Source organism: Leadbettera azotonutricia ZAS-9, assembly GCF_000214355.1.
Classification (GTDB): domain Bacteria; phylum Spirochaetota; class Spirochaetia; order Treponematales; family Breznakiellaceae; genus Leadbettera; species Leadbettera azotonutricia.
This window is the reverse complement of the sequence record NC_015577.1, coordinates 333,320-352,099: the sequence shown is the minus strand read 5'-3', so window position 1 is coordinate 352,099 and position 18,780 is coordinate 333,320. Positions and strand designations below refer to the sequence as shown.

The 18,780-nt window shown below is 51.2% G+C and carries 14 protein-coding genes; 10 read left to right on the top strand and 4 right to left on the bottom strand.

The window, feature by feature from the left end; genetic code table 11:
- Positions 1-65: 65 nt before the first annotated feature.
- The 5 genes from TREAZ_RS01510 to TREAZ_RS01490 all read left to right on the top strand — a co-directional run bounded on the left by TREAZ_RS01510 (position 66) and on the right by TREAZ_RS01490 (position 7,797).
- Positions 66-1,184, top strand: a complete 1,119-nt coding sequence (locus tag TREAZ_RS01510) for a GntR family transcriptional regulator (protein WP_043922700.1) — start codon at positions 66-68, stop codon at positions 1,182-1,184.
- A gap of 134 nt (positions 1,185-1,318) precedes the next feature.
- Positions 1,319-2,659: an ABC transporter substrate-binding protein gene (locus TREAZ_RS01505; RefSeq protein WP_015710023.1), complete on the top strand. Its 1,341-nt coding sequence runs from the start codon at positions 1,319-1,321 to the stop codon at positions 2,657-2,659.
- A 108-nt stretch (positions 2,660-2,767) separates the two neighbouring features.
- Positions 2,768-3,664 (top strand): carbohydrate ABC transporter permease, encoded by an 897-nt coding sequence (locus TREAZ_RS01500; RefSeq protein WP_015710022.1) that lies wholly within the window; start codon positions 2,768-2,770, stop codon positions 3,662-3,664.
- A gap of 11 nt (positions 3,665-3,675) precedes the next feature.
- Positions 3,676-4,548 (top strand): carbohydrate ABC transporter permease, encoded by an 873-nt coding sequence (locus tag TREAZ_RS01495; RefSeq protein ID WP_015710021.1) that lies wholly within the window; start codon positions 3,676-3,678, stop codon positions 4,546-4,548.
- Positions 4,549-4,599: 51 nt separating this feature from the next.
- The gene (locus tag TREAZ_RS01490) at positions 4,600-7,797 is read left to right on the top strand and encodes an alpha-mannosidase (protein ID WP_015710020.1); all 3,198 of its coding nucleotides are present in this window, start codon (positions 4,600-4,602) and stop codon (positions 7,795-7,797) included.
- Positions 7,798-7,817: 20 nt separating this feature from the next.
- Here TREAZ_RS01490 and TREAZ_RS01485 read toward each other — a convergent pair whose 3' ends face one another.
- The gene (locus TREAZ_RS01485; RefSeq protein ID WP_015710019.1) at positions 7,818-8,900 is read right to left on the bottom strand and encodes a glycoside hydrolase family 172 protein; all 1,083 of its coding nucleotides are present in this window, start codon (positions 8,898-8,900) and stop codon (positions 7,818-7,820) included.
- Positions 8,901-9,186: 286 nt separating this feature from the next.
- Between TREAZ_RS01485 and TREAZ_RS01480 the strand changes: the two genes are divergently transcribed.
- Both TREAZ_RS01480 and TREAZ_RS01475 read left to right on the top strand, forming a co-directional pair.
- Positions 9,187-9,756 carry a nitroreductase family protein gene (locus TREAZ_RS01480; protein ID WP_015710018.1) on the top strand — a complete coding sequence of 190 codons (570 nt, stop codon included), beginning with the start codon at positions 9,187-9,189 and terminating at the stop codon, positions 9,754-9,756.
- A gap of 11 nt (positions 9,757-9,767) precedes the next feature.
- Positions 9,768-11,588: a methyl-accepting chemotaxis protein gene (locus tag TREAZ_RS01475; protein ID WP_015710017.1), complete on the top strand. Its 1,821-nt coding sequence runs from the start codon at positions 9,768-9,770 to the stop codon at positions 11,586-11,588.
- Between the two features lie 47 nt (positions 11,589-11,635).
- On the opposite strand, the gene TREAZ_RS01470 is transcribed toward TREAZ_RS01475, so the two are convergent.
- Positions 11,636-12,397: a sugar phosphate isomerase/epimerase family protein gene (locus TREAZ_RS01470; protein ID WP_015710016.1), complete on the bottom strand. Its 762-nt coding sequence runs from the start codon at positions 12,395-12,397 to the stop codon at positions 11,636-11,638.
- Between the two features lie 54 nt (positions 12,398-12,451).
- Here TREAZ_RS01470 and TREAZ_RS01465 point away from each other — a divergent pair, with 54 nt between their 5' ends.
- A complete protein-coding gene (locus TREAZ_RS01465) occupies positions 12,452-13,249 on the top strand; it encodes an acyl-[acyl-carrier-protein] thioesterase (protein WP_245535076.1) in 798 nt (265 codons plus the stop codon).
- A gap of 15 nt (positions 13,250-13,264) precedes the next feature.
- Here the strand turns inward: TREAZ_RS01465 and TREAZ_RS01460 are convergent, their stop codons facing one another.
- Entirely contained in the window at positions 13,265-15,355 is a 2,091-nt protein-coding gene (locus TREAZ_RS01460) for a PAS domain-containing hybrid sensor histidine kinase/response regulator (protein ID WP_015710014.1), read from the bottom strand.
- A 20-nt stretch (positions 15,356-15,375) separates the two neighbouring features.
- Complete coding sequence (locus TREAZ_RS01455) at positions 15,376-16,566, bottom strand: FIST signal transduction protein (RefSeq protein WP_015710013.1); 1,191 nt, start codon at positions 16,564-16,566, stop codon at positions 15,376-15,378.
- 64 nt (positions 16,567-16,630) lie between these two features.
- Here TREAZ_RS01455 and thiS point away from each other — a divergent pair, with 64 nt between their 5' ends.
- On the top strand, positions 16,631-17,614 hold the full coding sequence (gene thiS / locus TREAZ_RS01450; protein WP_148257629.1) for a sulfur carrier protein ThiS: 984 nt from the start codon (positions 16,631-16,633) through the stop codon (positions 17,612-17,614).
- The gene (gene thiH / locus TREAZ_RS01445; RefSeq protein WP_015710011.1) at positions 17,607-18,767 is read left to right on the top strand and encodes a 2-iminoacetate synthase ThiH; all 1,161 of its coding nucleotides are present in this window, start codon (positions 17,607-17,609) and stop codon (positions 18,765-18,767) included. Before thiS ends, thiH begins: the two co-directional genes overlap by 8 nt.
- Positions 18,768-18,780 lie beyond the last annotated feature (13 nt).

The window sequence follows — 18,780 nt, the reverse complement described above, 5'->3', positions numbered from 1 at the left end:
TTCAGCCTGGGGCAAATAGGCCTTGACTGTCCGCCGTAAAAGATATATCATTATATATCAATATTATGGGAGCCCAACCTTGCTATAGGCTTATTTATAACCACTTGCTGGAGGAAATAACCTCGGGCAGGCTTCTTCCGGGTTCGCAGCTGCCTTCGGAAAAGGATCTTTGCCAAACCTATAGCGTAAGCCGCATAACCAGCAAAAAGGCTTTGGAGCTTCTGGCTGAACAAGGCATTATATCCCGTTATCCTGGGAAGGGTTCCTTTGTACGCGATGGGTTTCAGCAAAAACTCGGGCGGGAATCCCTCTTGGCCCCGGTCATTGGCTTCATCATGCCCGATTTTTCCGATGCCTTTGGCACAAAACTCATCTATGGAATAGAAGAAACCTGCGCAAAACTTGGATATCATCTCATTTTTAAGCGTACCAGGGACCTGGCCGGAGAAGAAGAAAAGGCAATCAGGTCGCTTGCGGGCCCGGGAATTGCAGGGATTCTCATGCTGCCCATTCATGGGGAGTATTACAATTCGGAGATACTCAACCTTATTCTTGGAAAGCGTGCGGTGGTTTTTGTGGACAGGAAGATGAAGGGCCTTGCGGCGCCCACTGTGACTACCGACAACCTGGAAGCCGCTGAAATGGGCGTGGAATACCTTTTCCGCCTGGGGCACCGGAACATTGCTTTTTATTCAGGCCCCATAAAGCATACTTCGACCGTGGAAGACCGCTGCCAGGGCTTCATAAACGCCTTTGCCAAATTCGGGGTGAGCCATGATCCCGCCCATTTTTACCAAAATTTGAGCAGCACCTGGACCCACCCCTTTTATGCCCCTGAGCGGATACAGACGGACATAGAACAAATCCGCAGGCATCTGGATGCCCATTCAGAAATCACTGCGGCCTTTACCGCCGAGTACTTCATGGCCCTCCTTGTCAAAGCGGCTGCGGAAAAGCTGGGGCGCAGGATACCGGACGATTTTTCCATTCTCACATTCGACTCGCCTTTCTCGCTGGTTGGGCCGCCGCCCATCACCTATCTTTCGCAGGATGAATATGCCATTGGAAAGCTGGCGGTTGAAACACTGCATAAGGTCATTTCCGGGGAAGACCCTTCTCTAAATGGGGATTACCTGGTCCAGGCAAAATTGATAATCGGGGATTCCACAGCCCTGGTTAAATGATATATCATATTATATAATGATATTAAAAAAAAGCTTGACAAATTGATAATTTGGTTGTATTCTAAATCATAACCGGTGAAACCGGAAATCAATTTTCAAGGGGCCCAGACCCCACAAACCTTCAGGAGGTTTTAATGAAACGTATCATTGCATTGGTAAGCGTATTGCTTATCCTCGGCGCGGGCGCTTTGTTTGCGAACGGCAGCAGCCAGCAGGGTGCCGCAGCAGGCGGCGGAGCAGCAACAGAAAAAGTGGTAATGTGGACTTCCCACACCGCCCATGACCTCGAAGTGCTCAGGGACATAGTTGCCGGCTACAATGCCACCAACCCCGCAGTACCTGTAGAGATCGTCAGCGTTCCTGGTTCAGAGACTGAAATCACCAAGCTTGCCACTTCCATCCGCGGCGGCACTGCCCCCGATGTATACTTCCTCGACAGGTTCACAATTGCTGAACGCGCCGCAGCCGGTATGCTCGAAGACATCACCCCTGCAATCAACAAGCTCGATCCCAATCTCAAGAGCAAGTACCTTGATTTCGCGTGGCAAGAGACCCAGTTCAAGGGCAAGACCTATGGCCTCCCCCTGGATACCGATGTCCGCGCCATTTTCTACCGCAAAGACCTGCTCCGCGCGGCCGGGATTGATCCTGCGATCCTCGATCCTGCCAAGGGTCCTGTCACAGTCCAGACCCTTTGGGACATTTCCAAAAAGCTCGTAAAGACCGACGCCCAGGGCAACCTGACCCAGGTCGGGCTTGTTCCCTTTGCCACTGAACTTCAGGGCTGGCACTATATCTGGGGCTTTGTATACAACGGCCAGTTTGCCAACATCCCCGCAGGGAAAGTAACCCCTCTGGACAAGGGCGTTGTGGATGCCTATCAGATGCTCTACGACTGGTCAAAAGACTTAGGCCCCCAGAAGATCCGGACCTTCCTCTCCACCTATACTCCCCCGAACAATCCTCCCCAGAACAACCCCTTCATCACCGGTCAGGTTGCCATTATGGTTAACGGCGACTGGATGATCAGCCAGTTCAGGGAATATGCCCCCAATCTGGAATACGGCATCACCTATCTGCCTATTCCCAAGGCCGGCGACAAACCAACCTCCTTTGCTGGCGGCTGGTCTCTGGTAGTTCCTACCGGAAGCAAACGTACCGAAGCTGCGGTAAAATTCATGATATGGGCCTGCGGCGCCGATGGCCAGAGGATCTATACCAAGGGAACCACCCATCTTCCGACCTATGCTTCCCTGCTGAACGAAGACATCTTCACTACCGAGCATCAGTTCTTCAAAGCCATACTCCCCATCGCCCGCAGCCGACCGGTGCTCCCTGTAGGCGCCTTCTATTGGGATCAGCTGACCGCTGCCCAGCAAGCCGTGGTTGACAACACTTCTACCCCGCAGCAGGCTCTGCAGGTAGTAGAAACCCAGACCCAGGCCCAGCTCAACAAGTTCCTTCCCCTCCAGTAATTTTAAGTAATTTAGGACGGTTTCCTTCGGGAGGCCGTCCTGTTTTTTTGAATCAGCAACCCCGAGGCAAACCGCTTCGAGGTATGTTGTTCTTATAAGGAAGGTATTATGTCCCGGCTGGAAAAACGCAATTTGCGGAATGGGCTGTTGTTTTGCGCTCCCTGGATTTTCGGATTTCTCGCACTGCAAATATATCCCATTTTTTATTCATTCTATTTGAGCACCACCGACTATTCCGGTTTCGGCAAAGCCGTATCAATTGGCATGGCGAATTTTAAAGAGCTGGTCAGCGATCCCATGGTTCGCCAATCAGCGTATAATACCCTCTATTATACTGCCTTTGCAGTCCCTGTGGGGATCGTAGTGGCAATTGGCCTTGCCCTGGCAATGAACCAAAAGGTCAAGGAAGTCTCGGTCTACCGGGCTATACTTTATCTCCCTTCCATATTGCCTGCTTTTGCATTGGTGTATGTATGGCTCCTCTTCACCAATCCTGCATACGGATTATTGAGCCGCATCTTTTTAGCCCTCCATCTTCCCCAGATCGACTGGATTGGGGATCGCCACTTTACGAAACCATCGGTAGTCATCCTTGCCCAGTACGGGGCAGGGAACGCTGCCTTAATATTCCTGGCCTCCCTCCGTTCCATTCCTAGGGATCTCTATGAATCTGCGGAAATTGACGGCGCCGGGGTTTTCAGGCGTTTCTTCACGATTACTATTCCCATGATTACCCCGATTATTCTTTACAATATCATTTGGGGTTTGAGCGCCGGTCTTCAGGCTTTTACCCAAGCCTACCTCATGGCGTCAGGCGGCTATGGCCTTGTTGGGCCTTCCAACTCGCTGATGTTCTATGTTGTCTACATCTATAAAACAGCCTTCCAGTATTCCCGTATGGGCTATGCTGCCGCATTGGCTTTGTTCCTGTTCCTCGGCAGTGTGCTCCTTGCAGTAGGGGTGTTTAAGTGGGGACGCAGCTGGGTTCATTACGAGTCGGAATAGGAGAAAAAATCATGTCCAATACATTGAGCAGAAAAAGATATTCCTCCATGGCTTATGCTGTACGCTATTTCTTTACCCGGATCTTTCCCCGTATAGTATTGGTGTTTATGTGCATAATCTTCATCCTTCCCTTTTACTGGATGCTGATTAGCGCCGTTAAAGCGCCAAGCGAATTACTGTCAATTCCTCCGACTCTTTTCCCGAAAGAATTTCATTTTGAAAATTATGTACAGGCTATTAACTACATACCTTTCTTCCGCTACATGTTTAACACCCTCGTCATCGCAACCTTTGCGGTTATCGGGGCAATGGTTTCAAATTCCCTGGTTTCCTATGGCTTGAGCCGTATAAACTGGAAGGGGCGGGATGTGCTTTTCTATTTGGTAATTGCGACCATGTTTATTCCCTTCCCGGTTACCATGATCGCCCTTTTCGATATCTTTGCAAAAGTCCATTTGATAAATACCTATGTGCCTTTGACCCTGCCTTACTATGTAGGGTCCGCTACCCAGATATTCATGATGCGCCAGTACCTTATGGGAATCCCTAAAGAAATTTCCGATGCCGGCATCATAGACGGGGCTAACGAGTTCCAGATCTTTGTCAGGCTCATTCTGCCCATCATGCGGCCGGTAATTGCGGTAGTCGCCATCTTCACTGCGGTAGCTTCATGGAACGACTTCCTCACTCCCCTTATCTATCTGCATCAGGAAGATATTTATCCTATTTCCATAGGCCTCCAGCTTTTCCGTTCAGAGCATGGTTTGGAGTATCAGCTGCTTATGGCGGCTTCTTCCATGGTTGCCCTGCCCGTGGTTGTGATATTCCTCTGCTTCCAGAAATTCTTTGTGGAGGGCATTACCATAGGGGCGGTTAAAGGTTAAAGTTTCGATTCGATTAAAACAGCAGCTAACGCTGCTAAAATAGAGGTTATTATGCTAATTCCCAAAGTTGAACAACGGATCACCCAGTACCTGCATTTCCTGAAACAGAACAGGTACCGCGAGCTTGCCCCCCTCAGTTTTGAAACTTTCGAAACTGATAAGTCCTTCAGGGCGCCCCCTGACAAGGAAAGCTGGAAAAAAATTCCCAGCCCCTATCCTTACGGCAAGCCCTGGCACTTGTCATGGTTCCGCGCGACCTTTAAAACACCGGCGAAAAATGCCTACCCCCTCTACCTCAGGGTAGTGCCCAATGCGGACTCCCTGGTCTTTATTGACGGGAAGCCAGTAGGCGCTTTTAATCCTGTGCATAAAAAAATCAAGGTGAGCGCCGATGGCAAGAACCATACCCTGCACATTGAATCATACTCAGGCCATTACTACCCAGGTTGCCATCCCTTCCAGGGGCAGCAGGTGATACTCACTCTGGGCCGCTCTATTGATGATTACCCCAACACCTTTGTGGGCGGCGCCCTCGTGGAAAGGGTCGAACCTATTTACGGCCTCTACTACGATGTTAAATGCCTTCTGGAACTAGCCCAGGGTTTGGACAACAATTCGCTGCGCAAGGCGCGGGTGCTGCGCGGCCTTTATGATGCCCTTATGACCATCCATTATTCTTCCACAGGAAAGGAACTGGACAGCGAGGCCGCCAACGCCAGGAAGCTGATTGCACCCCTCCTTAAAGCGAAAAATGGTTCCACCGCGCCCGAGATTCACCTCATCGGCCATGCCCACATTGACCACGCATGGCTTTGGCACATTGGCGAAACCGAGAGGAAGGCTGCCCGCACCTATATGAACATGGCCCGCTTTGCCGAGGAATACCCCGAGTTTGTGTTCATCCAGACCCAGCCCGCCCAGCTTGAGGGAGTAAAGAACAATTACCCCGATGTTTTCAATGCGGTTAAAGCCGCTTTCAAAAAAGGCAACTGGGAGCCCAACGGCGGCATGTGGGTCGAAGCGGACTGCAATGTCACTGGCGGCGAATCCCTGATACGCCAATTCCTCGTAGGCAAGGCAGCCAATAAGGAAATGCTCAACTACGAAAGCGATACACTCTGGCTGCCCGATGTGTTCGGTTATGCAGCGGCCCTGCCCCAGATTCTGGCAGGCTGCAGGATAAAATATTTTGTTACCAGCAAAATTGGCTGGAATGATACTACCCGCTTCCCCTACGATACCTTTATTTGGAGGGGCATAGACGGCAGCGCGGTAAAAACCCATTATATCTCTTCACGCGCAATGGGCTATAACGGCAGGGTTAGTCCCAAAGCCCTTACCGAAATTTGGGGAGAGATTCAGCACAAGGAAATCCAGTCGGGCGCCATTAACTCCGTAGGCGAAGGCGATGGCGGCGGCGGCACTGCCCGGGGCGATCTCGAAATGGCCCGCCGCTTAAGCAACCTCGAAGGCGCACCAAAATCGTCCTGGGGCAAAGTTAGTAACGCTCTGGACGCCATATTCGGCAAAGAAAAAGAATGGCCCGAGTGGCGGGGCGAACTCTACCTGGAACTCCACCGGGGAACTTACACTACCCAGGCCAGGACAAAGCGCTATAACCGCAAACTGGAATTTGCGCTGCGAAACATTGAATGGCTTTATTCCATTGTTTCCCAGGAAGGCCTTGCGCCGTATCCCAAAAATGAGTTGCTTAAAAACTGGAAGGTGCTTCTCACCAACCAGTTCCACGATATCATTCCCGGTTCGTCAATCGGCCGTGTATATGCCGAAGCCGAAGCGGCCTATAAAAAGATGGAAGAAGAACTTGCAGTCCTCGCGGTTTCTGCACGGAAGAAGATCCTCTCCAAACTTGGCGGCGGCGCAGCAGTATTCAACGATCTTTCGTGGGAACGCGCTGATCCGGTAACGCTCGATGCAACTGCTCTCGGAAAAGCCGCAGCCCTCAAGGCTTCGGGCGGTGTGGCTGCTTCTCCCAATAAGCGCGGTGCGGTGAAACCTTCTACGGGTATTTATCCCCTCCAGCGCTATAAGGATCTTGACGGCAAGGAAGCAGCGATCTTTAACCCCAAATTGCCCAGCCTGGGCTGGGCTCACTTTACTGCCCTTGCTGCCAAAGAAGCTTCGGCGGTAGAAGGCCTCAAACTTGATTCCCCCTTTAATTACCAGGAGAAAACGTTGAGGACTCCCTTCTATCGCGTCAAGTTTGACAAGGCGGGAAGAATCGTAAGCCTCTTCGATATTAAAGCTAAACGTGAACTCGTAGCCCAGGGCGGAAACTTCAACGGCTTTGTAAGCGCTCAGGATGTGCCCATACTGTGGGAAGCCTGGGACATCGATTCGGACTGGACCAAATACCTTGAAGAAGAGACAAGGCTCCTCTCAACAGAGAAAGTGAGCGATGGCCCGGTCTGCTTCATACTCCGCAGAAAATATGCCATTGGCGAAGCTTCGGCCCTCACCCAGGACACGATCTTCTACTCAGGCGAACGCCGCATCGACTTTGTCACCAAAGTTGACTGGAAGGAAAAGAGACGGCTCCTTAAAGTGGGCTTTAACACCGCCATGGACGCCACCCAGGTGCGCTGCGAAGTCCAGTACGGCCACCTCCTCAGGAACACCCACAAGAACCTCCCCCACGACAGGGCCAAGTTTGAGATTTGCGCCCACAAGTGGATCTCCATGGAAGAAGAAGGCGGCGGCCTTGCCCTGCTTAACGATTCCAAGTACGGCCACGATGTATCAGGCGGCAGCATGCGCCTTACATTGCTCCGCTCGCCCACCGCCCCCGACACCGAAGCCGACATAGGCGAACAGCGTTTCACCTACTCCCTCGTGCCCTTTGCGGGTTCCTTCGGGGATGCCAATATAGTGCGCAAAGGCTACGAACTTAACGATCCTGCGGTGGTTGAGGTTTCCGACAAAGCCGGGACGCCGGTAAAGTCAGGGGCTGAATATTCATTTTTCACTGTTGACGGCAAGGGCGTCATTGCCGAGAGCGTTAAGCTGCCCGAGATTGACAAGAAGAAGACCGTTGTAATCAGGCTTTACGAAAGCCTGGGCGGAAGGGCCCGCACGGCGCTTCACTTCTCCAGGGACATAGCCTCCGCCGTAGCAGTGGATATGCTGGAAGACAACCCGAAGAAGCTGCGCTTTGCAGGCAGGGATCTTCCGCTCAATTTCAGGGGCTTTGAGATTAAGACCCTATTAGTAACCTTCAAACACCCATAAATGTCGTCAGTATCGCGATCTTATATAACTTCGAGATAATCCTTATCCGGCAGCTTCGGGAACGGGGCTGCCGGCAGGGTTTGATACCAGAAAGCCGTTGAAGCGATATCATCCTGTAAAGGAAGATACCGGCCGCCTTCGCGCCAGCCCAAAGCCTGAATCGTCACCTTAAGATCTTTTTCAAACCTCACAGGATCAGTGATGTGCCAGCGGTACATGCCGAAACGTTTTTGGCATTTGTAAAGTTCATCATGCTTAATCTCGTGGAAGCCCGTGTAAGGCGTGGTAAAAGAAATATACCGATCCCTGGTGTAGGGATCTTCAAAATCGTAGGAGCCGCAGAAATAGTCTTCGGTACCGGTCCCGCAGATGGTGGGGTATTCGCTGTCGCCGTCCATATAGAATTTGATTTCCCCTTCGCCCCACCAGTTATTGTTGTTTACCCCCCAGGCAAGGTACGTTCCTACAAAATGACCCTTGCCTTTAACACCATCCAATATAGTGTAAACTTCTTTGTAAGGCAGAGGATTTGAACGCCTCCACTGTGCGTGAAAATAGGCGCTGTCTTCGGGAACCTGGGTAAGAGTATAGTCGATCTGGTAATACATAGTGGCATTTTCATCATCACGATTTTCCAGGGTGATGCGGCAGCTTTTTTTAAAAGACATGGTCCAGTAGCAGTTAAAGGCGCTTCCGGGATTTACGCAGACTGCTATGGAGGAAATCTGATTATAGCATTGCCAGCCTGCGCAGAAAAAGTCGCCGACAGGGCACTCAACTGAAGGCTGGGCCTGGCCGTCCCAATAAAACCGGATAATGGTGTTCCGCCACTTTCCGGTGGGGGTGAGCCAAATGTGCTTGATTGCGCCGGGACCTTCGATATTGGCGATTTCAAAAACCTCGTGAGGCTTCATCACGATAAATGGATTGACCTTCCAGCCTTTGCCAAGTTCCCTGGCTGCCTTTTGAGCTGAGCCCTTATCAAGATCGCAGATGGCACCCTTGCCTTTTTCGCCCTTGAAATTCTCCGGGCTAATGGAACGGCTTTGAGCGTTTGATAAAAAAGAAAGATTGCCTAAATTAGTATCGAGACCTGAAAACATGATTGCCCCCTATAAAATATGTAAATGTATAAAATCCATTAAATAATTTCAAGATAATCTTTACCAGGAAGCGGCGGGAAAGGCTGGGGTGGCATTTTTAAACTGGATTGGATCGGTATATGCCAATGGTGCATGCTGAATCTTTTCTGACTTTTATATAATCGATTTGTTTTTATTTCATGAAAAATCTGATACAGAACCCTTAAAAATAGGCTTTTTTTAAGAACTCTTGTAATAAAGCTATAATATCTATATTATTCTTCTATAATATGAAGGAGTCTTCATTATGAAAAAGACGCTTTTTCTCATATGTTGCCTTTCCCTGTTTGTCCTGTCCCTGCTTTCCGCGCAGGATGCAAACAGCCCGGCTTTAAAGCCTATGGTGAGCCATTTTGCTGCAAGGAGCTTTGCCCCTGGGGCAGTTAGCAGGGCCGAGCTTGACCTTATCGTCCAGGCTGCGGTGAGGGCCCCCAGCGCGGCGAACCGGCAGCCCTGGCATTTTACGGTGGTGCAGAACCAGGATCTGGCCAACAAAATAGTCCCGAACCTTACGGACGGCAATGTGCTCATCGTTATTTCGGCCCAGGGGGACGGCAAGACCAATGGGGTTCAAATTCTGGACTGCGCCCTGGCTGCGGAGAGCATTTACCTGGCCGCCCAGGCCCTTGGGCTTGGCTCCCGCATTTATACGGGCCCTATTGATGGGCTCAACAAAAACCTAAAGAACGATTTATCCCTCCCCCAGGGGCATAATGCGGTAGTGCTGGTAAGAATTGGACGTTTGCCGGCCGGGGTTGATGCGGTCGGTTCCGCATCAGCCAGGAATCCTGCCACCCAATTAGTGACCTATAAATAAAGGAATCATTTATGAAACTGACCCAATCCCTCAAATTCCGCTTTGTCCTGTTTTTTTCCATCTTTATCGTAGCTCTCTGCGTTATTTCTTCCTATTTCTCGCTCCAGTCGTCAATCAATATGGCTACCAACATATTCAACCAACAGGGCATTAATATGACAAAGAAAGCCGCAGACTTAATTGACGGGAACGCTTTTGAGGCCCTGCTCAAATCGAAGGATGACGAAAGCGATTTTTTCATTGATACCCAGCTCCGTCTTTACAACCTGAAGGAGAATTCCAGCGCCGTCTATCTTTACTCTATGGCGCCGGTAAGCGGCAGCATTTATCAGTTTGTCATAGACGGAAGCGATGTAATAGGCGGCGACGGTTTTTCTTCTCTTGGGGATACAGATGATACTTCCGGTTACGATGAGGCTTTTGCCCGCTGCTGGACGACCAAGACTATTACCTATGGCCGGCCTGCGGATCAGGAAGATTGGGGCTGGCTCATTTCAATCTATGCTCCTGTTCTGAATTCCTCCGGAAACATTGTGGGCATAGTGGGCTGCGACTTCGCGGCAGAGCAGCTTATGAACGATATCAAAGCGGAAACAGTGCGCCAGGTCATCATGGGTGTTGCATTCATGGCGGCAGGCCTTGTTATGATGTTCTTCTTCCTTCGCATGATCTTCAGCCGCCTTAGTACTATCGATGAAATACTGCAGGAAATTTCTTCCGGCGAGGGGGATCTGACCAAGCGAATACATGTATTGCACAAGGATGAAATCGGCGAACTTGCAGGCTACTTCAACCTGACCCTGGACAAGATCAAGAACCTGGTGGTGGTCATCAAGAGCCAAACCGTAAGCCTTTTCAATATTGGCAATGAACTTGCGGCCAATATGGAGCAAACCGCTTCTGCCACCAACGAGATCACCGCCAATATCCAGAGCATTAAGAGCCAGGTGATGCATCAGGCCCAGTCGGTAACCCAGGAAGGCGAAACCATGGAACGGGTTACGCTGAATATAGAAAAACTCAACACCAATGTTGAACAGCAGGCCGTCAGCGTGTCCCAATCCTCCTCCGCCATCGAAGAGATGCTGGCCAACATACAGAGTGTTACCAACACCCTGGTGCGGAATGCCGAAAACGTCAGTGAACTCACTGCTGCTTCCGAGGTGGGCCGCCACGGCCTCCAGGAAGTATCGGAAGACATCAAAGAGATTGCCAGCGAGTCCGAAGGCCTCCTCGAAATTAACTCGGTGATGCAAAACATTGCAAGCCAAACCAACCTCCTCTCCATGAACGCCGCCATCGAGGCTGCCCATGCGGGCGAATCGGGCAAGGGCTTTGCTGTTGTAGCCGACGAGATACGCAAGCTGGCTGTGAACTCCAGCGAACAGTCCAAGATAATTTCCGATGTGCTTAAAAAGATAAAAAGCTCCATCGACAAGATCACCAAATCCACCAATACGGTGCTGGACAAATTCGAGGCCATAGATACCGGGGTGCGCACAGTGTCGGATCAGGAGTCCAATATACGCAACGCCATGGAGGAACAGGGCATAGGCAGCCAGCAGATCCTCGAAGCGGTGGGCAAGCTCAACGATATTACCCAGCGTGTAAAAAGCGGATCAATTGAAATGCTTGACGGCAGCAAAGATGTTATCAATGAAAGCAAGAATCTCGAAATGCTCACCCAGGAAATAAGCAACGGCATGGGCGAAATGGCAGTCGGCGCGGATTTAATAAACGAATCGGTTAGCCGGGTGGCTGAGATAAGCATCGCCAACAAAGAGCATATCGATACCCTGGTAGCAGAAGTGTCAAAGTTTAAGGTAGAATAAGTATAACAGTAATACATTTAGTTAAGTGTATTACTGTTAATTTCGCATCATTGCGCTTTACTCAGCAGGAATTCCCGGCTGACCGCAAGGCTCTCGAAGGGGTCGTCCAGCCAGTCGGCATCCTGCTCGATGGCTGCGGTTTCTATGCCGGTTTCTTTGCAGAGGGGGATTATTTCATCCCAATCCAGGACGCCTAGCCCTATCTCCGCGAATTGGCGGACGCCTTTTGCCATGCGGTAATCTTTAAAATGTATTACCCTGATGCGGCCCTCAAGCTTTTTTATATAGTTGAGCGGATTGCCGCCGCCGGCCTGAACCCAGAATACATCCAGGGTAAAGAGCATTTCGGGGCATTCGGCGATGAGGCGATCGATGGCGGTGACGCCTGCCCATTTTTCAAATTCAAAGTCGTGGTTATGGTAGCTGAAGCCAAGGCCCTCGCCTTTAATCTGTCCGGTGATTTCATTGGCTTTCTTGATAAAGCGGCTCCAGCCTTCATGGCTATTGGGGTAGGCATCATGGGGGCGGCTGCCCAAGCCGACGAGCTTGCAGCCAAGCTTCTTGTGCTCTTCTATCACTTTTCTGAGTTCCAACGCATCCGCAAGCCTCGCCCAGGGGGTGTGGGTTACGCAAACTTCGAGGCCAATTTCCCTGATCCAGCCGGCCAGCAGGCCAGGGTCGCAGGGGCCAAAACCTGAAATCTGGATTGTGTCAAAACCTATTGCCTTGACACGGCGCAGGGTAGCCTCTATTTCTGCCGGGGTTTTTGTGTAATCCCGGCAATTATACAGTTGAGCGGCGAGTTTCATAAGGATATTTTAGGATTGCCTTTTGCTTCTGTCAATGATAGCATTTATAAAACCATGCTGGATATAATAAAAGAAACAACTCCCATACGTTTCGGCGATGTGGATCGATCCAACAGGCTTACCCTCGGGGCAGCCTTTGGCTATTTCCAGGAAGCGGCAATTGCCCACGCGGACAGGCTCGGGGTGGGCTTTGACGCCTTTGCCAAAATCGGACAGGGCTGGATACTTTCGCGGATTTCGGTATTTATGGAAAAACGGCCCAAATTTGGCGAAATCGTTACGGTTGAGAGCTGGCCCAGGGGCTGGGACATGCTTTTTGCCCTAAGGGATTATGCCATACGCGACAATTCCGGCAAAGCCATTGCCCGGGGCAGGGCGAACTGGCTCATTCTGGATATAGAAAAACGCCGCCCCTTGCGCGCCAGGGATATAATGGAAAAACTCCCCTTAAACGAAGGGGTGGATGCCTTTCCTGCTGGGACTTTGAACCTTAAGCCGAAAGAGGGCCTTGCAAAAACCGGAGAACGCAAGGCCGCGTATTCGGATATTGATTTCTACGGCCATGTAAACAACGCCCGGTATATTCAATGGATTCAGGATATGGCCGATCCCGATATGCTGGACGCTGCCGACGAGATACGGCTTGACATAAATTATGTGAGCGAAGTGCTGCCCGGCGAAACCGTTGAGCTTTGGTCGGCCCCTCTCCCTGCGCTTCCCGATGCGCCCGGCATTGTAAGGGAAAATTACCCTGCCTCGCCGGAAAAAGCCTTTGCCTTTGAGGGCAGGAGGACGGGGGCAAAGGGCATTCAGGCGGTTTTTTGCGCAGAATTGCACTTGGGCAAGGATTAATCAACAGTAAAAGCGTTAATTCTTAAAAGTCTTCCTGGGCATATATTTTCGCAGCTTATCCACTACTTCCGCCAGGTCCAGGGGTTTCCCTACATGATCGTTCATACCCGAGGCAAGGCATTTCTCCACGTCTTCCCTGAACACATTGGCTGTCATTGCCACTATGGGGATTTCCTTTGACCTGGGCACATCAAGGCTGCGGATTGTGCGGGTAGCCTCATAGCCGTCCATCTCGGGCATCTGCACATCCATGAAGATCATATTGTACTTGTCCGGGGCAGCCCTGAACATCTCCACAGCCTGGCTGCCGTTCTCGGCACAATCAATAATCAGGCGAGTGGGCTCAAGGAGGGCAAGGACTATTTCACGGTTAATTTCCACATCTTCTGCAAGGAGCATGGAGAAGCCGTCGAAGCGGTCCATCTTTTCTTCCTGGGCTTCTTCATTCGCTTCCGCAATATTTTGAGAGCCCAGACATTCCCGGATAATGTCTGCAATGCTTGAGGGGAAGAGGGGCTTGGGAAGGAATTTATCCACCCCCGCTTTTTTGGCATCATCCCGGATATAGTCCCATTCGCCTGCCGAGATCATAATCACCACTGATTTGTCTGTGGTAAGGGATTTTATTTTCCGGGAAGTTTCTATGCCGTCCATGCCGGGCATTTTCCAATCCACAAAATAAAGATCGTAAGCACCGTGATCTTCTATCAGCTTTATCGCTTCCTCGCCGGATTCCGCAATATCGCACTTAATGCCGAAACGGCCCATGATGGTTTCAAAATAATCGCGTATCTCGCCCATATCGTCTATGGCCAGGACACTCATATTCTTTAAGCTTGTACCCGAAGCAAGGAGGCTGGGGTATTCATCGTGGCCCCTCTCGGCCTTGATGGTAAAAGCGAAGGTAGAACCCTGACCGAGTTCCGATTCTATCCAGATGCTGCCTCCCATCATTTCAACAATGCGCTTGGAGATGGCAAGCCCCAGGCCCGTGCCGCCGAATTTACGGGAAGTGCCTGTTTCAGCCTGCTCGAAAGAGCTAAAAAGCTTTGCCTGCTGCTCTTTGCTGATGCCAATGCCGGAATCGCTCACTTCAATGCGTACAACATAAACACCCTCTTCCTCATGATCCAGAATGGCCTTAAGCCTGATATTCCCGCCCTCCGGCGTGAATTTGACTGCATTTGAAAGAAGGTTGGCAATAACCTGGGACAGGCGCTGATCATCCCCCAGGAGGAAACGGGGTATATGCTCCCCGATATGAACGGTAAAAACCTGCTTCCGCTCTTCCACCTTGAAGTTGATGACATTCACGGTCTTTTGGAGCATGCGTTCAAAATTGAAGTTCACAAAGGAAAGTTCAAGCTTGTTGGCTTCTATTTTTGACATATCCAGTATGTCGTTGATGACCCCCAAAAGATGGGTGGACGCTTCTTCGATTTTTTGGAGGCAGTAATCCTTGCGCTCCAGCCCTTCCGAGGTTTTTGCAATGGTAGTCATGCCGATAATGGCATTCATGGGGGTACGCATCTCGTGACTCATGTTCGCCAAAAAAGCGCCTTTTGCCTGGCTTGCCTTGAGGGCGGCTTCGCGGGCTTTGAAAAGCTCGGTAACATCGTTCATCACTACCACTGCGCCCCTGCATCCTCCGTCTTTTTCCGCAGCAGGTGTAATGGCAGTTTGATAGACCGCTTCCCCAATGCCCTTTAGGCGCACCTTTTCTTCGTATTCGATGGTATTGCCCGATTCCATAACTTCCCGGCAGCGCTTTTCAGTTTCCGCAACCCAGCCTTCTTCCATAGTATTGGCAAAAAGAACCTCAAAAGGAATGTCCGCCATCTCGCGCATTTCACCGTAACCTAAAAGTGCTACTGTTTTCTCGCTCCCCAATATAAAGTGCATATCACGGTCTACCATGTAGGTAATACCGGAGGTGTTCTTGAGAAGAAGCTGATTGTAGAAATTTGAAAGCTCCTTGGCTGCCTCATTGACATCCCTGAGCCTCTCGGTCTGCTCGTGCATGATGGAAAGGGCACGATAATCGCGTTCAAGTTTCTTAAGCTGCCTTTGAAGCTGGCTTAATTCTTTTTCTGTGCTTTCAGGCATTTTGTTTCACCGCCGTATCCTTATATGGCACAAAAAGTTATGGAACAATTGTGGAAGCGGTTTGCCGCTTCCCCGTCTTTATACCTGGCAGGGCATATTTCGCCCAGGCAGTAAGCCCCTGCAAGGTTAAGGTTTTTGGGCAAAAGCTCTGAAAGTATCTGCCCTTCGGCATCAGAATCAGAGCCAAGTATCATAGCCCTGCCGCAGCAGGAAATGCAAAAAATAGTCGAGTATTGATAATCGCCCTGCTTTTGGGTTTCTTCAAGAAGGGCTTCCATGGATTCACGGCACGCAGCCATAACATCTTTTTTGCTTACCAGGCATATATTCGCAAGCGAGCCCGCAGGCACATCGCCAAGGAAAGTGCCCGAACCATCTTTTGGATCGAGAGCCGAAATATGGCGCATCAGGGGAATCTCATCGCCCCCCTCCCTGGTCAGCATCATGGGATAGGAATTGAAGGCCAGGAGTATATCGGGAACATTGGTTTTAAGCCCAAAGCCTTCAAGGTACTTTACAAAGGTCTCGTCCCCGACGGTAAAAACCTTGTTGCCCTCGGCCCTGACCACCCGCCGAATACGCTCGGCAAAGCGGGAGGTCACATGGCGAAGGGAGAAGATAGGCTTTGCCCTGCCCCAAACGCTTATCAGCACCAGGCTGTCCAAATAGGCCTTCCCCGAAAGGAAAACCCTGGCCCTTTTGTAATCATAGTCGTCGGAGCTTACACCCCCTATGATCGGGACATTGGGGGCAGCCTTGGAAAGCACATCAGGGTATTTATCCCCCGAAAAGGACATCCCCGAGGGGCAAAAAGCGAAGATAAACGCGGGTTTTTCCCCAAAACCGCTTACCCCATGGGCAGAAGCCTCATAGGCGGCTACCATCTTCTCCTCATAATTGTTGCCTATAAGCGAAGTTGAGACAGCAGGCGAAAAGAAACAGTCGTCGGCAGTCAGGACAATGAGGACCAAAGCCCCGTCAAGGCAGCCCGAGTTCTCAAGTTCGGCCAGGGTAGTCATGCCGCCGACAGTGATCCCCAGCAGTTTCTCAAGCTCGGCGCTCAGGGCAGCTCCGTCGCAATCAGCGTCGCAAAACAATATGCCCAGGGAATTTTTTTTAAGGGAGAGTTTTTCTTTGATAGAGGCCGCCAATTCACGAGCGGCCGCTTCCGAATCGTCCAATTCGTAGCTGATTGCTGTTGCGCTTAGCATGGTTCTACCTTCTTCGCTTACAATATTACCAATATTTTATATATAATACAACCTGGAGGAAAGCATGGTGATGGTGAATGGGACCCCCCTTGAGGCGGCAGGTTCCAATCTCGAAGATTTATTGCAGAAACAAGGCTATGACAAAAGGCATATCGCCATAGGCATAAATGACGAGGTAGTGCGCAAAGAGGATTATCCCTCTATTATATTGAAGGATGGCGACAGGGTGGAAATAGTACATTTCATGGGGGGCGGGGCCGCCGATCCCCTGGTGATTGGGGGGCATGCCTTTACCTCCCGGTTCATTTTGGGGTCCGGGAAGTATTCCCTCGCCCTGATAAAGGCGGCGGTGGAAAACGCCGGGGCCCAGATGATAACCGTGGCCCTGAGGCGGGCAAATACCGGGGGCAGGGAGAATATCCTGGACTATATACCCCCAGGCGTTACCCTGCTTCCCAATACCTCGGGGGCGAGGACGGCGGAAGAGGCGGTGAAGATAGCGCGTTTCGCCCGTGAACTTTGTTCGGGAAACTTCGTCAAGATAGAAGTCATCAGGGATTCAAAGTACCTGCTTCCCGATAACAGCGAAACGATCAAAGCCACAGAAATCCTCGCCAAAGAAGGTTTTATCGTCATGCCTTATATGTTCCCGGATCTTAACGCAGCCCGTGATCTGGCAAACGCCGGAGCCGCCTGCATCATGCCTCTTGCATCTCCAATTGGTTCCAATCGTGGCCTCTGCGCCAGGGATTTTATCAGGATACTATTAGACGAGATGGATCTGCCTGTGATCATAGACGCGGGCATAGGCAAGCCCTCCCAGGCCTGCGAAGTCATGGAGATGGGCGCGGCAGCGGTGATGGCAAACACCGCCATAGCGACTGCGGGCGACATCCCGGCAATGGCGGAAGCTTTTAAGAACGCCATAGAGGCAGGCCGCAAGGCGTACCTTGCGGGCTTGGGCAGGGTTTTGGAGAAGACCGGATCAGCCTCGTCCCCTCTCACCGGGTTTCTGCACGAGGACAAAAACGGGGGCATGCATGAATAAGCCGGACCCCATGGTCTACCTTGATGATATGGAGCAGACCGATCCTTCCATAATGAACAAAGTGCTGGAAGCCGCCGCCGCATACAATGCATCAGGGTATACAGAAAGGGAAGTGCTGCGAACCCTCGAAGCCATGGAGGCTTCCGGCATCTGCACCATTGAAGGCTTCGGCGCTTTGCTTTCGCCCGCTGCTTCCCCCTATCTTGAAGACATGGCCCGTATTGCCCAAAGGGAAACGCGCAAGCGCTTTGGCAATTCGGTGTATATTTTCACCCCCCTCTACATTGCCAATTATTGCGAGAATGCCTGCGTGTATTGCGGATTCAATTGCCATAATAAAATCAAGCGCGCCCGCTTAAGCCTTGAAGAAATTGAAGAGGAGATGAAGGCCATAGCCGCCACAGGCCTGGAAGAAATACTCCTCCTCACCGGCGAAAGCCCCTCAATGTCAAACCCTGAATACATAGGCGAGGCTTGCGCCCTGGCACGAAACTATTTCCGCATGGTGGGCCTCGAAGTCTATCCTATGAACAGCGATGCGTATGCCATGCTTCGCAATAAGGGCGCCGACTTTGTAACAGTCTTTCAGGAAACTTATGACACGGAACTTTACGGCCAGCTCCATCCCTCGGGCCGCAAGCGCATTTTTCCCTACCGCTTCAATGCCCAGGAGCGTGCCCTTAAAGGCGGCATGCGGGGCGCAGCCTTTGCGAGCCTCCTCGGCCTGGGCGGTTTCCGCAGGGATGCTTTTGCCGCAGGCATTCATGCATCCCTTATTCAGCGCAAATACCCCCATGCCGAAATTTCATTTTCCTGCCCCCGCTTAAGGCCCATCAGCACTGACGCTACCCTTAATCCCAAAGACGTGGGCGAGGCTGAACTCCTCCAGGTGATGTGCGCCTACCGCATCTTCATGCCCCATGCCGGGATAACTATTTCTACCCGCGAGAATGCCCGCTTCAGGGACAGCGCAGTTGAAATTGCAGCCACAAAAATTTCAGCCGGGGTCGATGTAGGCATCGGCGGGCACTCGGGCAAGGCTGCGGGTGACGAACAGTTCGAGATCAGCGACACCCGGACGGTGGAGGAGATTTACCGTATGCTTCTTGCCAAGGGACTTCAGCCGGTGATGAGCGATTATATTTATATTTAAAGAGAGGATACGC

Coding starts and splice junctions, on each gene's coding strand:
- TREAZ_RS01485 (WP_015710019.1), bottom strand. CDS start 8,900: ATGTTTTCAGGTCTCGATACTAATTTAGGCAATCTTTCTTTTTTATCA.
- TREAZ_RS01480 (WP_015710018.1), top strand. CDS start 9,187: ATGAAAAAGACGCTTTTTCTCATATGTTGCCTTTCCCTGTTTGTCCTG.
- TREAZ_RS01455 (WP_015710013.1), bottom strand. CDS start 16,566: ATGCTAAGCGCAACAGCAATCAGCTACGAATTGGACGATTCGGAAGCG.
- TREAZ_RS01460 (WP_015710014.1), bottom strand. CDS start 15,355: ATGCCTGAAAGCACAGAAAAAGAATTAAGCCAGCTTCAAAGGCAGCTT.
- TREAZ_RS01510 (WP_043922700.1), top strand. CDS start 66: ATGGGAGCCCAACCTTGCTATAGGCTTATTTATAACCACTTGCTGGAG.
- TREAZ_RS01470 (WP_015710016.1), bottom strand. CDS start 12,397: ATGAAACTCGCCGCTCAACTGTATAATTGCCGGGATTACACAAAAACC.
- TREAZ_RS01505 (WP_015710023.1), top strand. CDS start 1,319: ATGAAACGTATCATTGCATTGGTAAGCGTATTGCTTATCCTCGGCGCG.
- TREAZ_RS01500 (WP_015710022.1), top strand. CDS start 2,768: ATGTCCCGGCTGGAAAAACGCAATTTGCGGAATGGGCTGTTGTTTTGC.
- thiH (WP_015710011.1), top strand. CDS start 17,607: ATGAATAAGCCGGACCCCATGGTCTACCTTGATGATATGGAGCAGACC.
- TREAZ_RS01495 (WP_015710021.1), top strand. CDS start 3,676: ATGTCCAATACATTGAGCAGAAAAAGATATTCCTCCATGGCTTATGCT.
- TREAZ_RS01475 (WP_015710017.1), top strand. CDS start 9,768: ATGAAACTGACCCAATCCCTCAAATTCCGCTTTGTCCTGTTTTTTTCC.
- TREAZ_RS01490 (WP_015710020.1), top strand. CDS start 4,600: ATGCTAATTCCCAAAGTTGAACAACGGATCACCCAGTACCTGCATTTC.
- TREAZ_RS01465 (WP_245535076.1), top strand. CDS start 12,452: ATGCTGGATATAATAAAAGAAACAACTCCCATACGTTTCGGCGATGTG.
- thiS (WP_148257629.1), top strand. CDS start 16,631: ATGGTGATGGTGAATGGGACCCCCCTTGAGGCGGCAGGTTCCAATCTC.